Source organism: Halobacteriovorax sp. YZS-3-1 (assembly GCF_047084945.1).
Classification (GTDB): Bacteria; Bdellovibrionota; Bacteriovoracia; order Bacteriovoracales; family Bacteriovoracaceae; genus Halobacteriovorax_A; species Halobacteriovorax_A vibrionivorans.
In genome coordinates this window covers 1,520,689-1,537,097 of record NZ_JBKIYI010000001.1, presented here as the reverse complement: position 1 = coordinate 1,537,097, position 16,409 = coordinate 1,520,689, and the positions used below count along the sequence as shown (strand labels likewise).

Here is a 16,409-nt window from a genome sequence, read left to right as displayed (position 1 = left end):
AGTCCACAGATTTCAGGTGCAACTAGCTGAAAGCTCATAAAAGTTGAAAATTACTACGGCATTTTTTAACCTTACTTTATATTAATCTTAAGTAGTTACGTGATTGAGACGATAATTACTTGGGATAGTAAATGAAGAAATACACGGATAAGTTAAAATTCATACTGGTAAGTACACTAGTGCTAGTGATGGCGTCATCGTGTGTACCTGAAGCGGCCAATAATCGTCTAACTTCTAGTACAGATAGTAAAGACGTTGGTAGTAACATCAACGAACCAGACTTTGAGTCGTCGGCAACATATATTCAATATGGTGGCAGCACTTACTCTTCAGTCTTTGAAATTGATAATTACTTTGATGATCAGATTACACTTAAAGGTGAAGGTGTACACAATTACGTTAAAGAAAACCTAGCAGACACATATTGTGCAGTTGTTAATTTTCCTTCTATTAATTCGGGAACACCTCTTCTTGTGGTTGGTTTTCCACAATACACTATAAATGTAGAAGACTCATCACGTGAATACTTTATACGTTTCACTTATCGTAAGGATGATGCCGGATTATCACAGAGCTATTGCGGTAACTTACAAACTTATTTTACAGCAAACGGTCTTGACTGGTCTAAAGTGACATACAAAGTCTCAGACCTTTCTTCAAGTTTATCAAATGTTTCAGTTACTTCCGGGCCACTTAAGTTTGCCACCTCAATGGGAAAAGACCTATCAACGAATCTTGGAAACAACTTGGCCTTTAAAGTTTATTTTACATACAATGGCGACAATAGTGGTGGGAGCAATAACCTCTGCAGTAGCGATAGTGCATGTGCAACATACGGAAGTGATTTTTGCTGTTTAAATAATCAATGTGTTCAAGATCTTTCACAAAAAACAGAAACAGTACCAAATTCAATTCTTAATGAAATTGAACTCAATCCATCTGCTATTTACAATTATCCAAATTATTACAATATCTGTACAGTAGGAAGCACTCCACCTACAGATAACGAAGATCAATATACTCCAGATGAAGAAGCAGCTATTCGCTTTAATCGTTTAAAACAATTATATCAGTGTACAACTCCAATCGATGGAGAAAGAGGTATTTGTACAACTATTTATGAAGGTGCGCGTACAGATCTCGTTTCAAATTACGAAACGAATATCGATGATACAAACTTTGACTATATTTATAAAGGGACTAAACCATTTTTAAATTCTGTACACGAAGTAAGATATCAAAATGCAGTTATCTATAAAAATGGCTCATCAGTTAGACCTGGAGAAGTATCAATCTCAGGTGAAAATGACAACTTAACTGACACAACAAAGCTTACAATTACCACAGCATATGATGAAGATAATAAATATAAAAATCTAGAAATAGACGCTTATACTGATGTTTCATGTAAGAGAATCAATAACTTCCAGGCACAATGTTATAAGGTGTATAAACAAGGACAAAATGAAGGCCTTATCACAGACCACTACCCTGGTACACAACGCTTTCAAATTCCATACTATGCAAATCTAGGAAATAAATTAGTTGTACAAGTTGATGATGTAACTCGTACACAAAATACATCTTGGAACTTAGAAGTTGGTGCAATCAATGAAGTTGTCTTTAATAGCTCACATATTGTACAAGACTCACAAACTGTAAAGATCATCTTTTATGTTGATTTAACTAATCACACAACAATACTTGATGCAAAAGAAAAGGCACAAGCAGAAATCGCATCATATTGTAAGTGTGCACTAAGAGAATGTGCTCTTGAAGAGGTTAGAAACACGAGTGATACAGTTGTAGATTATCAGTGTTATTTAAAACCAACACAAGATGATCCTCCGCTACAACAAAACTTTTATCTTTCTGCTAAGACTGCACCTCAAAGATACTTTGACTCAAACGGTGTAGCAAAGAAAGACTTAACTCTTTCAGATGTCATCGCCGACCCTACACTTGCTCAAGAAGGATCTGCTTTTGCTTATATTAGTGGAGACAAGGCGAAGCCAAATAATATTGATGGATATGTTGGATTTAATGAAATATACGGAAGTTTTGACTTAACAAGTAGTTCAGCAAAACCAGCTAAAGAGATTCAAGTTAAAGAAGGTACAACGTATGATATTTTTGTATCAGGTGGTAACTACTCTAGCTGTTCATCTTGTGGAAATGACTACTACGCTTCTTCTGTAAAAATGTTCCCTAATGAATTTGAAAATGGTCCTGCTGGTTACCAGCCAGACCTTTCCACTTCTTCAAGAAGTGAGACAAGTAAATACCGCTCTGATGATTTTCTCTTTGGACGCGCCTGTTTTGTTCCAGCAACAATGATTGGATGGGCCCATCAGACTTTTGAAGATGTGCAAGAGCAGAGATTAAATCGTATGCGTACACAACACTTCATGGTCGCCAATGGTTATGATCGCGATTGGTATGGTTTCAATTATGGATCAGTCATTGGTTCATTTGATGGAGTAAAATGGTTTGCTGTAGGTACGAAGAGACGTATCAAGGCCACAACGAATAAATTATTTCTTGCAATAAATGCTAAATTTTCAGATCAAACAGTTGAAAATAGTTATTCAGTAACTGTTCAAGACTCTACTATTAATGGAAGTATTAGTATTCCAACAACTGACTTTGAAACAGATGGTGCCACTTGTCAGCAAGTTCATACTTGTAACACAGATAATGAATGTGTTTCATCTCTTGGTTGGGATTATGTATGTGAGAATATATCAACAGTATCTTCTCCATATCCAAACTTTGATATCAATGCTAATGAGATTCCACAAGAGTTAGATATAGATCGCCTACTATCTTTAAATGGTACTTTTTCAGGTAATGTGAAACGATGTGTATATAGAGGTCGCGGTGCTGCTTGTCGACCAGAGTATAATGAAACAAATTCATCATCTATTTCATATACTGCTGTAGGGACAAAGAAACTTCACGGTTGCTCTTTTAATAATCACTGTCAACCTCTTGAAGGAGCAGACAACAAATACTTCAATAATCGTATCTCTAGAAAAGCAACTTCTCTAGCTCTTCAAAATGGGCAAGCTGACAATGATACTGAAATGGTTTCAACTGTAGGTTTAGTGGCACCAAGCCTTGGAAGACCTTTTAAATATAGAGGTGATGAAGAGCCAAACTACCAAGCAAGAAGAAATCTTATCCTTAATGATGTAAAAGGACTCTGTCTACCAGGCCGTGATGCAAACTTAGAAGATGTCGTAACATCTATGGATGAACCATCTGAATTCATGCCTGACTTTATTGGAAATATGGGTAATACAGTATCAGATATGCAAAATAATACTAATGAGAATATGTTCTTAAGCTGCCCTACTTTTGATACTAATGGAAATTATGTAGCATTTGATCCTCTTCAAGATGTAACAACTAAGACGACAGAACTTCAATTACTATCACGTTCTCAAAACTTAAGTACATACTTCTTAGAAGTATTTGATGGTCTAACAAACGAAGAGCTTCTAACAGATCTAAATGAAAGTGATACAAGTATAATCGAAAGTCTATCTCTACCTGTCAACGCTTGCTTAAGAGCGCCAGGTTCAACTTGTTTCACAGACCTAGACTGCTCAGCTTCTAAATTTGTGGCCGACAACACTAAAGGTGTTGCACTAGAAGATATTTTAACTCTAACAAGCCAATATGAATTATCATTCTGGCAAACAGAACTTGTGTGTTCTCAACCGGCCAGAGTAACAGACAGTGACTACGATATTAGAAATAATCGCTGTTGTTCAGAAATTGGAAATACATTTAAACTTCCGACTCTAGAAACGACTGGCTCACCTATCTCTACAGATTCATCTATTACAGCAACAGACACTGTTGATCTTGAAAGAGTTCCTGCAGCAGAAATCGGGGCCAAGGAAGCAACACGCTTCTCAGGAAATGTTCTAACAGAGTACGAGAGAAATACAGACTCTCTTAATACAATGGAAATCCAAAGAAATGATCTCACAGTTGATATCTCAGACCCAACAACACCATCTGTTGATAGACAATACAAATTACTAACAACATATGGTAAGAAGATGTGTTGTTCTGAAAACTGGGTCAGAAGTTTTAATAAAGATGAAAATGGTGGCGGCCATGAATGGGGCCCTAATAAGATGCAGGCCCATGGTCAACAAACCCTATCTGATTTCAAATGTTATAATTATGCTGAGCAAGACAAGGCCACATGTGATGGGAATAATGCTCTAAACGGTAATCTATGTTCTCTACTCGATATCCCAGAGCCTATCGCTTTAGATATAACGAAATGGCTTAGTTATTATGAACTAACAGGTATTCCTAATGTTGTCATAAAGGATCATATTGAATCTGTTCATGATACATCAGCTTCCTACCCAATGTGTAGAAAACCAATATATAGATCAGCAGCTGCGACTCCAGAATATTCAAATGGAGCTGCTCCTGATGCTAATCAAGATGAATATACTGATGACTTCTATACTCTAAATGGACTAACTAACGCGACAAGAGATGTTGATACAACAACACAGGCCGGACAAGACTTTAAGACAGTATTTGAGGCCGATGAGTTTGCATGTTGTATGCCAGCAGGAACTCAAATGGCAGCAGGAGATGATGCTAATATGTGTTGTACGGGATACATCAACCCACAAAATAATAAATGTCAGCTAAAGAATTATACTAATGTAACGGCCTATACAAATCGCTATGTTTCAAGTGAGCTACAAACATTACCAGACACAGAGTTTGAAGCAACAACAGGTATGATGACAGACCGAGAGAAACTAGCGGTAATTGCATGTGAAAGAGAAATGTGTGCAGAAGGTTTTGTTGCTTTTGGACTTGTTCACGGACAATACGGACTTCCTGAAGAGACTCTTGAGGACGCTGATCAACTTGGTGCAGGTAATGTAAAAAGATTCATGCAAAACTATGATAATGATAATGAATTAGGACGCGTTGACTACTTCCTTGAAGGAATGAAGTGGAACTCTAATGTTTATTGTATTCCACAAGCAACAGCGAACGCACTTCAAAGCGCTACACCACCAGTGCAAGTTCTTAACTGTAATTAGATCTTATTTCAGTGGTGATTTTATCTAAGATACGTTTTGCAGTATCAACATGATTTTCGCTTATGAAAGGATGTACTTTTAAAGTAAGAGAAAGTTTAGCATTAAACTCCATGGCCACTAATCCAATGGGAAAATTTCTTGAACCAGGAGTCGTTGCAAACCACACCTCTTGCTCCCCTAAACTATTATAAGTTTCATCTCTCACATCCCATGAACCGACATTTGAAAATGTACCAAGCCAAAAATTTTTACCTGCTGATTTACGAGATAACTTTGCCATATAGCCTCGACCAAAGAGCACGCCTATGTGATGTACCCACCAAAGTCCTATATGATTTAAAGTCTTAACTTTTGCACTAAAAACTTTTCTAATACTTTCATATGTAGAGTTAGCATTTAAGCGCATCTGGACAAATGATGTATGATTCTCATAAGGATTAATTTTATTGACGATGCCTCGAATATTAATTGGAAGTAACCAAGAATATGATTCATTTTGACTTTCTTCTTTTATCAACTCAAATACAAAACGATTTAATAATTCTAAGATGACGATATTTTGCGAAAGTTTATTCTCTTTCAAGTAATCGTTAAACTTTTTTGTTTCATCTACACTTAAGGCCTTTAGCGCAAACTCATAATTATTCTTAGGTCGTTTTTGACTTTGAATTTTCCAATCAGGTTTGTGTGCTGGTGAGATATCCTTTGCTCTAAAAGCAAGTTTAATATGATCAAAGAAACTAATCTCTTTTTTGTAATTAGAAAAGATTGGACCTCTTTTTGCCCCAAGCTTAGTAAGATAAAAAGGGATTGAAGCACTACCATCCATTAAGGAGTGTGAGTATTCAAAATACTGAGGCTCATGAATATCACCATCAATATATTTGGCCCTACCAATAACACATTGATCATTCTCTCCTCTTTCTTTTAGAATCTCATACCAAACACCTACCCAATCTCTAGAGAGGTAACGGTTTTTTAAAATACTAAATGGCCAAATAGAAAAGATCACAGAACACTTCCTTCAAATCGAAATTTTCTCACTGGCCAAAGAGGACCTGTTGTATCACCGTGAATTTCAAACATATGCCCTGTCGATTCAACGATTATCCCATCAATAAAGTACGAGAAATTAAACTTTTCCTGACCTGTATATAAATTGCAAATATGAAAATCATTCATCGTCTTATTAAGACTGAAATATTTTAGAATACTCATTATCATTTCTTTTTTTGCTTCATTACTCAATGATCTTTCAAATGATAAATAAAGAACTTCAAGAGTTTGTAAGATACCGTTACTAACCCCTGGCCTTCCCATTAATTGAACAAGCTTTGTTAATAGCCTCTTAGGTGCTTGCATATTATATAATTTATAACGACGTCCTAATGACTTGTCTGTAATCATAAAAACTGCACAAAGCTTTGCTCCATCAAATACACCAAAGTATTTATTGTCCTTCTCATCAGTGATCTGCTCTCTAAGTTCAAGATTAGAGTTTTCACTACGATAGAAATCATTAAATTTCTTAAAATTTATTTTTTGAACTCGCCCTCTTGCTGGATTAAAAACTGGAGGACAGACAACGGAGTAAACATGGTAATTATCAATATGACGGTAATTGAAACCTCGGCCATTTTTCGTCAAGGATTTAATGGCACGCTCATTATCAGATAAAATTGCAGTATAAGACATTTCACATCTTAACTCTTCACTTAAATTTGGCAGGGCCTCAATGATATCTTTGAACAATTTTCTCCATTGAACTTTAGCTCTTCTGCCTCCAACGGGAGAAACTCGTAAGTCACAAAAATAAGCAACTGGTCGAAACTCTCCATCAACATGGCGAATTTGCCTAATAATAGTCCCTACTCCACAAATTGTTTCATCATCATTTAAAAAGACGAAGCTCCAGTAGTGATTTCCTTTTCTTTCATAAAATTCAAAGAAGTTATCACCACGATCAAAAGACAGGGACTCTGTCCCTGTTTGCATATGTATATCTTTGTAGAAGTTTAAGATGGCGTCATTATCGGATTTTGTAGCGAGTCTGATATGACTATATGGTTCCATGACCTCTTCTAAGGTCAACATAGACGCCTCCTTAAGGACTTAAATCTGACTAAAAAAAGTCTAAGTGTAAGATTTAACTTTTCTTACTGATCTTGCTCTAACTAATCTCTTTAATAAGAAAGTAACAATACGACCAAATGAAAAGTGGACATTCATCATTGTTCCATACTCGATAACTTCATCATCTGGTTCAGTCATCCCTGGAAGTAACTTAGTATATCCTTTATAAAGTCTAAAAGGTCTAATAGTATTATAAATTTCACCTAATTTTGGTTTAGAACTTGAATATGCATAGATATAGAAGTTTCTTCTCATCTTAGTAGCTTCAAGATACATCATAAGCCAGAAGTAAACTCCAAGCATACGACAACGTTGATATCGAGACATCCAAAGAGCAGTTGCCTCGAAGAGATCATTTTCAAAGTCAGGTACATCTTTTTTAAGTTTTGCTAAGGCCTCATCTGGAAGACTTTTAACAACACGTGAGTCACTTCCTAGTGCAAAAGTAAAACCACCACACATAACGCCGTGACGATTAAAAAGTGCGAATGTTTTATTTCTAGCAAGAAAGTCGATTGGAAACTTAACTCCAATTCTTTGGTAGGCCAATCTTTGAAATTCTTTTAGTTCATCAACCTCAGTAATATTTCTAAGCTCCGAACGGTAGATACGCTTTACGCGGCGTCCTGTTCCTACAATAACACCAGGTAGTACAGCTAATTGCTTAATCATATCTCTCTCCTCCATAGAGTATGTAACCGGGGACCATCTTAGAAAGCGCAGTAACCAAAAGTAAAATCTCATCCAAATATTAAGATTTCCCCATTTTCCTTGAGTGCACATATAATACCTATAAAAATAGGTGCTTATAAAGGGCCAATGAAAATCTTATTCAAAATCTAACAACAGTTTTGGCCATATTCGTCAAAAAAGATCTGTTTACAACAATTATTAGTGTCAACATGCCACCATATGAAAAGAGTCATTTTTGTAATGCTTTCAGATATTTACGCAAAGAGTCATGACGTGTACATCAAGGATTGGTAAATTCCCTCATTCACAAAAGGAGCCCCATGAATACGATAAAGTATGTCTTAATCTTAACCATCCTCAATATTTCTTTTAATATTCAGGCAATCAATAAAACGGCCTTTTCTGGCAAAGAATTTTGGTATATCGATCAGGCAGACCGTGTAGAAATCTTAACTGATCTTTATAAGCAAACAAAAGCAGAATACGCTCTTTGGGAAATTAAGAAAAAGCGTATCGGTGTTGATGGAGATAAGTTATTTAAAGAGGCAATCGAAACAGAAAAAACAATTGCTGATGTCGATGGTGCAATTGCACAAGCAAGAAGCAATATGAATTTCTACGATCGTACTAAAAAGATCATCGCAACTTTCCAAGATACTCACTTTGGACTTAACACTCATATCCCTGCACCTTGGATTGTATCTGGCTTTAATACTAAATACATCCCAGCAAGTGATAAAGTTGTTATTGCACAAATGTATGAGAAAGTTATTCAAAAGACGGTTTTAGAAAGCCGCTCAGGAGTTATCGAGCAAGTAGAACTTGGAGATGAGCTACTAAGCGTTGACGGTGTACCAGTAAAAGAGGCCATGAAAAACCTTATGCCATATATGGATGCATCAAGTGTTGGTTTTGCAAAGTCACAAGCAGGACGTTTTCTATTAGAAAGATACTTCCTTTTTCCATCAAGACCTTTCTTTGATGCAGAAATTAAGAGTGCTAAAAACGGAAGCATTTATAAAGTACGCCTACCACTTTATTTCTCTGGTGATACATCAGTTATTAGAAAGAAAGATATTTCATACTACCTTGAGCAAAAAGGTTTCCTAAAGCTTAAAGAGTTAAGATTTACTTTTTCAGATAAAGAAAGAAAATTTGTAAAGAACACTAGCCTAAAAGTAAAAGGCTTCGATTCAGGACTACCAAAAGGTGCAATTGAACTAGAGAATTGGACATCTGCAAATGGTGGAGGAAGTCCAATTGTTCACTCAGCTTTAATACTTAAAAACACTAAAGCCTATGCTTACCTTGCTGTAAATTCATTTTCGGTATCGACTGTTTATAACAATGGCCAAAGCAAAAGCTTCCTTGATGCTTTAAGACAAAACATTAAATATTTTAAAGATCAAGGCCTAGACCTAATTCTAGACATAAGAAATAATGGTGGTGGAAACGGTGGTTACCCTGCACAACTACTTTCAATGCTAACTCAAGAGAATGAGACTTATCCAAATGCAACTTGGGCAACAGCAACAACACGCTATATGCGCCAATTAATAGAATACTATGGGGTAAGAGAGTTATTTAAAGATATCAATGGAATGGATTGGGAAAGACAATCAGATGCATTCTTTGAAGCAGCATATAACGAACGTCCATACTCTAGAGCTGTACAAAATGAAGATATTAAAGCAGATGAAGAAGTTGGTGGTTACAATGGAAAAATCGTCGCTCTTATCTCTCCAAATTGTATTTCAGCGTGTGATATCACAAGTATTCTTCTTAAAGGATCAAAACGAGCTAAGTTAATAGGTACACATGCTAATGGAACAGGGGCAGGTTATCGCTCAAATGATGAATACAATACACAGTTTAAAGACCGTTTTCATGTATTCTCTACTCAGATCCCTAATATGCTATTTGGTTACGGACAATCTGAAGTTAGCTACAAACAGGACCTAGGTTTAGACTCGGCCTATGAACTAAATTCAGAAAATGTACCTGTTAAGGCAGATATTGAATATGTAGAGACATTAGAAGATTCTAAAAACTACATGTCAGGATGGATTTCAAAAGCAATTGAAGTATTAAATCAATAATTGATCTCGGCCGCTTAATAGATCTTACTTATTAAGCGGCCTTATCATAAAGCCGATCTCTCTGCGATGAGATGGTAAATGAAAAACTGTCACATCATATTTATCCGAGAAGTTCTTTACCCACAAATCAATCTTTTCTAAATCACTTAAGACTGGTGTTTTAATCGTAAGAAAGCCACCTTTAATATCTTTATAAAAGTCCATAATGCGTCGAGATTGATTTGTATTTAAGTCTCCATTTAGATTTAGATCTGAAATCAACCAATCACAATGTTTTGGTAATTGAGTTCGAGTGATATCAAATACACTCTTTTTAATATGTTCAAAACTATTACCGAACTTTTCACTAATAATTGGATCCATCTTAGCAGGATCAATTGAGACGAGCTTAGCACCTCTTTCTAATACATAGTATGAAATTCCACCAGGAGCACTCCCTACTTCAATAACCTGATCATCTGATGATAGCTCTATATTAAATAGTGTAAATGCTTGGTTAATCTTATGATATGCACGAGCAGGTACTTCCTGCGCTAATTCAACCTCTTCAATATCAAATGTATCGAGCGAAGTAGAAATTGTACGATAAGACCAGAATTGATTCTCTGAGACTGCGACAAACTCTCCAGCACATGGCTTTTCCTGACTCTTCTCATTAAAGACTGCTTGTCTGCGTGCAAAGATTAAGGGATTTGATGTTAGTTGTTCTTCATATGAAGAAGGGCCTTTCATACTGATGAATTCTTTATTAGAGAAACTTAATCTAAGCTTAGGATGCTTTAACTTAATTTCTTCAAGTAGAAGATCCTTTAGCTTTTCATGATAGAAAAATAAGTAAAAATCGTTCATAGGCCCATCCTAACATGATTTATATGCACATGCGCCCATAAATTGTTTATGGGCGTATACACAAGTATATTGAAATTATAATGATGCAGGTGAACGAAGATTTTGTTCAATCTGAAATTGAGTAAAGATATTCTCCTTATTCTCTCCTTCAGAATAATAATTCTTATAAGGTATTGAACCATTTAAATTAGCACTAAAACTTCCTTTATTTGAATAAGAACCAAATAGTCGACGAATGAGATAGTCTTTTTCAACGTGATTATTAATATTGTAAGCAATATCTTTAAAACGCCACAGTGGTAGTTCATGCTTATACTTTGCATAGAGTTGCTTTGAACCTATTTCCATACATGCTGCGACCATTCTTCTGCGCTTTGAAGGCCTAAAGAAATACTTCCAACGATACTTTCTTTCACACTTTCTTTTTATTTCAGAAGTATACTTTCCAACGGACCACTCTTTTAAGAATGTCCCATATGAACGATAAAGCTTGTGACGACAAGCACTGAAAAAAGACCTTAGGCGTCTAAAAAAGTTCTTTGATTTTCCACCACAAGCTTCTTTAAAGATATCGTAAACTTCAGATGAATTACGATTTAAGAAATTTGCCATATTAGAATTATCAATTGTCATAGTAGATGAAAACTCAGCAGGTGCCTTAACTGTATAGTTATCAAAGACTGAAGCAAAGTTACCATAACTTTGAGTGCGATCTCTAATAAGACCTCTCATCTTTTTTTCGGTTTTATTCTTACTCCACTTATAGTCCTTATTTACCTTGCTTTGCTGATCAAGGGTCATGGTATAGACATTAGAGCTAAAGATATCAAAATCACGACGAGACTTAATAAGCTCCTCATTTGATTCATAATTGATATCAACGACCTTAGAATCAACTCGATCATTTGAGATTAATTGATCATAGCCAACTAGTTGACCAAGAACGATATTAAGTAATTTAGTAAAAAAGTTTTGTGTATACGATAGACGTTCATAGCGATGAGAAAAGAATTTATAAACCTTTCCATCTTTTACGACCTCTGTCGATTCTGTTTGAGAGTCTTTGACCCCACCTATAATAAAGGCCAAGTACTTACTCTTTTTTAATTCTTTTTTACGATTTTCATAGCTAGTTATATTATCTGCTAATTTTGAATAATTAAATTTTCCAAAACGAGTTACATTTTTTAACTCAGATAACTTCTCTCTATCATGTAAGTCCTGAACATAAATAGACATATAGGCCTTATATGATTTTTCAAAACTATAACTAAAGTCATAGCGAAATAATGTAAGCTTAACAATATTTAAAAAGTCCGCCATAAGCGTGATATTTGCTCCAGCTGAAATTAACTTAGAATCTTCTGCTGTAAGACGTATTAACTCATTTTCTTTTGCATTATCTGCCGGGCCAAGTCTTTGTATTTCAACAGAGGACTTTCTTTCATAGCTAGCAAGTGCACCAGCTGCAACACCAATACCTTGATAGGAAGCAGTTGCTGCCGCTCCAGCTGCAAAAGTAAGTGCATCTTCTTTTTTGATAAAATCGTAATCACTTAATTTATCAAAATTTTCTGGATTCAAATAACGATACATAAAGAATAAACGATCAAAGTTTGTCTGAAGAGCATCCGTTGCATTTGCAGCAAAGTGATTGTAGCGAATTGTTCTTTTAAGAGATAAATTACTATAAGACTTCAAAACCCCAGGAGCAATATCAATGATCCCCTTTTCTTGAAGAGCGCTTAAGAAATTACGGGCAGAAATTTCAATCACCATCTCATCATTTACAAGATACTGATCCTCATCAAAAAGAGAAGGTGCAGCTGAGCGATTAAACATAACTTTAAAACCATGAAAATTTCCAGCGTGTCTCCACCCCACAAGATTGACACCACCAAAGAAACCATTTGATTCATTACTAAGTCGATCACCAATGGACTGGTAATTTGCTTCGTAATTATCATAAATCGTTTTATAAATTGGCGATATGTCGGCCAGATCTGTATCGGAAAACTCACTTTCTAACTTATACTTATCAACACTGAAATTAGAAAATTGAACAGATTCCTGCCCTGTCTGTGCGAAAGCAAGATTTAGATTAGTAAAAGTTGTGAATGTTAAAATGAGAAGTAGAGTTTTCAAGTTCTTCTCTGCATTACCTTTAGTGTTCACGGTTCATCCCCCTATTTCCCCTGCGGACTATCCACAATGGACTTTTGGTAGGAAAAGAAACGGAAACTAACGTGCAATACAGATTCTTAGCCTAAAAGGGATGTTCGTTCATTTATCGACGCGAAGCAAGATTTTTCTTATCCATTATTAACACTGGCTTAATTTCATATATTTACGACTAAATAGTGATAGATATTATCTAATGCGACTTAATATTAATTTACTGGATTTATACTATAAAGCGTTCGATAATGAATATAACGATAAAATTCGTTGAACGTTAAGAAGTTTTAATAATCAATAAACGAGTAAATAACTAGGAGAAAAAACATGGCATTTGAAAGTATTGATGGAAAACAAGTACCTAAGACATCATTTAAAGTTTATAGAGATGGTGGCCTGGTAGATTTAAGTTATGATGATGTGTTTAAGGGAAAGAGAGTTGTCGTATTCTCACTACCTGGTGCATATACGCCAACATGTTCATCAACACACCTACCTCGTTATAATGAACTGGCCAATGCAATCAAAAAAGAAGGTGTTGATGAGATCTATGTTCTCTCAGTAAACGATGCTTTTGTAATGGATGCTTGGATACAAGATCAAAACGCAGAAGATATTCACGTCCTACCTGATGGTAATGGTGAGTTCTCAAAAGGTATCGGACTACTTGTTGATAAATCAGATATTGGTTTTGGGTCACGTACTTGGCGTTACTCAATGGTGGTAAATGACGGTGTGGTAGAAAAGTCATTTATTGAACCTGATAAACCAGGTGACCCATTTGAAGTATCTGACGCTGATACAATGTTAAAATACTTAAACCCGAAAGCTAAAGCACCTGAGGCCATTGCTCTATTTACAAGACCAGGTTGTCCTCACTGTCATCGTGCAAAAGAGCTTTTAACAGAAAAAGGCCATAAGTATAATGAAATAATCCTTGGTAAGGATACTTCAAATCAGGCCTTATTCGCTATCACAGGCCAAACAAAAGTTCCTCAGATTTTTATCAACGGGGAGTTGATTGGTGGACGCGATAAATTAGAAGAATTATACGCTTCAAAGTAAAAAAATAAGGCCAGCATTAAGCTGGCCTTCTACATATCTTAAATACAAAAAAGCATTTCAAAGTAAGTTGGAACTGGCCACATATCATCAGGAATGATCTGCTCAAGATTAGCACAGTTTTGTGCAATCAATTCACTTACAGGCATTAAGTCATAAGCAATTTTTCTAGCAGCTTCTTCTTCTGAGTTTTTCTCATGTAAGTCACTTAGGGCATTCTTTAGGTTTCGCGTTTGCTCAAATGCACCCTCAAGAGAGAATTGTAGCTCTTTTAGAAGCTCTTTTTCCACAGTTGCCTCTACCTTACATGACTTACTAGCTAGAATTGAATTCGTAAGTTTTTCTTTATATTGAATCGCTGCAGGGATTACATGCTGATTAACCATTCCAATGAGAGTATTAAATTCAATCTCACGCTTAGTGATATAAGCTTCTAAGTGAACGTTATAAAGAGTCTCTAATTCAGAATTGCGATAAATACCATGCTTAGTTAAAAATGAAGTCTCGTCTTTATTAACTAAATACTCTAAACAATCTGCAGTTGTTTTAAGATTTGGTAGTCCCCTACGCTCAGCTTCTTCTAACCATTCTTGAGAGTAACCATCACCATTGAAAATTACATTCCATGACTCATTTAATAACTCATGACAAACATCTAATAAGGCTTGATCAACAGGTGTTCCTTCATTAATTTTGCTTTCTAGCTTATGATTAACTTCTTCAAGAACACTTGTCACAGCTCCATTGAGAATCGTTAGTGGAAACCCAATTGATTGATCAGAACCACATGCTCTAAATTCAAACTTATTTCCAGTGAAAGCAAATGGCGAAGTACGATTTCGGTCCGTATTATCTTTTGGAAGCTTGGCAAGTTGTCCAGCACCAAGATCTAGTATTTCTTGAGACTCTGGAGCAAAGTCAGATTTTTCTTTAATTGCTTTAAAAATTTTCTCAATTGTTGATCCAGTAAAAACTGAAATAATAGAAGGAGGAGCTTCATTTGCACCAAGTCTATGATCGTTACTATGAGAAGCAATAGAAGCTCTTAGTAATTTTGCATGGCGATCTACCGCAGTAATTACGGCAGCAGTAAAAGCTAAGAAGCGATAATTTTGGTGAGGCTCTTTTCCTGGGTTTAATAAGTTGATTCCAGTATCACTTGCAAGTGACCAATTTAGGTGTTTACCTGATCCATTGATTCCAGCAAACGGTTTTTCATGCATTAGAGCTTCAAAGTCATGGCGCTTGGCCACGTTTTCAATTGTCGCCATTACCATGTGATTATTATCTGCAGAGATATTTGCATCTCTAAAAATCTGAGCAATTTCAAATTGTCCTGGAGCAACTTCATTGTGACGAGTCTTTGCAGGAATCCCTAATTTATGAAGTTCAAAATCAAGCTCTTCCATAAACGCCATAACTCTTTCATTAATAGCGCCAAAGTAGTGATCATCTAGTTGTTGGTTCTTTGTTGAAGCAGCACCAAAGAGAGTTCGTCCTGTCATTACGAGGTCGCGTCTTTGGTAGTAATAGGCCTTATCAATTAGGAAATATTCTTGTTCTGCCCCACAAGTTGCGATAACGCGCTTAACATCAGTTTCTCCAGTTAAGTGCAAGAATTTCTTTGCGACTTCACCAAGAGCTGAATTTGATCTTAGTAATGGAGTCTTAATATCAAGAGCTTCTCCGTGATAAGAAACAAAGGCCGTTGGAATACAAAGCGTCTTTGACTGTCCAGAGCCGATTAAGAACATTGGAGATGTTAAATCCCATGCAGTATAACCACGGGCCTCAAAAGTTGATCTCGCTCCCCCATTTGGGAAAGAAGATGCATCCGGCTCACCTTGAATAAGTTGAGTCGCTGATAATTCTTCTATTGGCTGGCCTGTTGAATAATCGTAATCAAGAAAGGCGTCATGCTTTTCAGCAGTTGCACCTGTTAAAGGTTGAAACCAATGGCAAAAGTGAGTTGCACCTTTATTTAGGGCCCAAGCAGTTACGGCCTTTGCCACAATCTGCGCCTGAGACTCTGTGATTTGAGCGTTACTATTAATGACTTCGTTAATTTCTTCTCTTATAGAATCAGGGATTTCTTCTGCTGTTTGAATATCAAATGTATTTTCACCGAAATAATCTGATATCTTATGATAATTTCCAGCTGTATCTTTAGGGCGAAAAAAACTTAAGCCTTGATTGATAGTGTCATTAAGACTACTTTGAACACTCATATACTTCCTCTCCATGGCAGTGAGTTATTATTACCAATATTATAGGAAAGGATGAATATTTATGCCAACAAAAT

9 protein-coding genes are annotated in these 16,409 nt (G+C 35.9%); 3 read left to right on the top strand and 6 right to left on the bottom strand.

The window, feature by feature from the left end; genetic code table 11:
- Positions 1-131: 131 nt before the first annotated feature.
- Positions 132-5,093 (top strand): hypothetical protein, encoded by a 4,962-nt coding sequence (locus ACMAZI_RS07390; RefSeq protein ID WP_412473458.1) that lies wholly within the window; start codon positions 132-134, stop codon positions 5,091-5,093.
- On the opposite strand, the gene ACMAZI_RS07385 is transcribed toward ACMAZI_RS07390, so the two are convergent.
- Genes ACMAZI_RS07385 through ACMAZI_RS07375 form a run of 3 tightly spaced genes read right to left on the bottom strand, consistent with a single transcriptional unit; the run spans position 5,080 to position 7,898 of the window.
- The gene (locus ACMAZI_RS07385) at positions 5,080-6,105 is read right to left on the bottom strand and encodes a hypothetical protein (protein ID WP_412473459.1); all 1,026 of its coding nucleotides are present in this window, start codon (positions 6,103-6,105) and stop codon (positions 5,080-5,082) included. The genes ACMAZI_RS07390 and ACMAZI_RS07385 overlap by 14 nt on opposite strands.
- Positions 6,102-7,187 (bottom strand): hypothetical protein, encoded by a 1,086-nt coding sequence (locus ACMAZI_RS07380; RefSeq protein ID WP_115363133.1) that lies wholly within the window; start codon positions 7,185-7,187, stop codon positions 6,102-6,104. The genes ACMAZI_RS07385 and ACMAZI_RS07380 overlap by 4 nt, the downstream gene beginning before the upstream one ends.
- A gap of 39 nt (positions 7,188-7,226) precedes the next feature.
- Positions 7,227-7,898, bottom strand: coding sequence for a hypothetical protein (locus ACMAZI_RS07375; protein WP_120404949.1), 672 nt, complete (start codon positions 7,896-7,898; stop codon positions 7,227-7,229).
- A gap of 341 nt (positions 7,899-8,239) precedes the next feature.
- On the opposite strand from ACMAZI_RS07375, the gene ACMAZI_RS07370 reads away from it, so the two are divergent.
- The gene (locus ACMAZI_RS07370; protein WP_412473460.1) at positions 8,240-10,018 is read left to right on the top strand and encodes a S41 family peptidase; all 1,779 of its coding nucleotides are present in this window, start codon (positions 8,240-8,242) and stop codon (positions 10,016-10,018) included.
- A gap of 24 nt (positions 10,019-10,042) precedes the next feature.
- Here ACMAZI_RS07370 and ACMAZI_RS07365 read toward each other — a convergent pair whose 3' ends face one another.
- On the bottom strand, positions 10,043-10,867 hold the full coding sequence (locus ACMAZI_RS07365; RefSeq protein WP_412473461.1) for an SAM-dependent methyltransferase: 825 nt from the start codon (positions 10,865-10,867) through the stop codon (positions 10,043-10,045).
- Positions 10,868-10,942: 75 nt separating this feature from the next.
- Positions 10,943-13,042, bottom strand: a complete 2,100-nt coding sequence (locus ACMAZI_RS07360) for a hypothetical protein (protein ID WP_412473462.1) — start codon at positions 13,040-13,042, stop codon at positions 10,943-10,945.
- Positions 13,043-13,372: 330 nt separating this feature from the next.
- Here ACMAZI_RS07360 and ACMAZI_RS07355 point away from each other — a divergent pair, with 330 nt between their 5' ends.
- Positions 13,373-14,110: a glutathione peroxidase gene (locus ACMAZI_RS07355; RefSeq protein WP_115363143.1), complete on the top strand. Its 738-nt coding sequence runs from the start codon at positions 13,373-13,375 to the stop codon at positions 14,108-14,110.
- A 38-nt stretch (positions 14,111-14,148) separates the two neighbouring features.
- Here the strand turns inward: ACMAZI_RS07355 and ACMAZI_RS07350 are convergent, their stop codons facing one another.
- Positions 14,149-16,335, bottom strand: a complete 2,187-nt coding sequence (locus ACMAZI_RS07350) for a glutamine synthetase III (RefSeq protein ID WP_162929628.1) — start codon at positions 16,333-16,335, stop codon at positions 14,149-14,151.
- Between the last annotated feature and the right edge of the window lie 74 nt (positions 16,336-16,409).

Coding starts and splice junctions, on each gene's coding strand:
- ACMAZI_RS07390 (WP_412473458.1), top strand. CDS start 132: ATGAAGAAATACACGGATAAGTTAAAATTCATACTGGTAAGTACACTA.
- ACMAZI_RS07380 (WP_115363133.1), bottom strand. CDS start 7,187: ATGTTGACCTTAGAAGAGGTCATGGAACCATATAGTCATATCAGACTC.
- ACMAZI_RS07375 (WP_120404949.1), bottom strand. CDS start 7,898: ATGATTAAGCAATTAGCTGTACTACCTGGTGTTATTGTAGGAACAGGA.
- ACMAZI_RS07370 (WP_412473460.1), top strand. CDS start 8,240: ATGAATACGATAAAGTATGTCTTAATCTTAACCATCCTCAATATTTCT.
- ACMAZI_RS07365 (WP_412473461.1), bottom strand. CDS start 10,867: ATGAACGATTTTTACTTATTTTTCTATCATGAAAAGCTAAAGGATCTT.
- ACMAZI_RS07355 (WP_115363143.1), top strand. CDS start 13,373: ATGGCATTTGAAAGTATTGATGGAAAACAAGTACCTAAGACATCATTT.
- ACMAZI_RS07350 (WP_162929628.1), bottom strand. CDS start 16,335: ATGAGTGTTCAAAGTAGTCTTAATGACACTATCAATCAAGGCTTAAGT.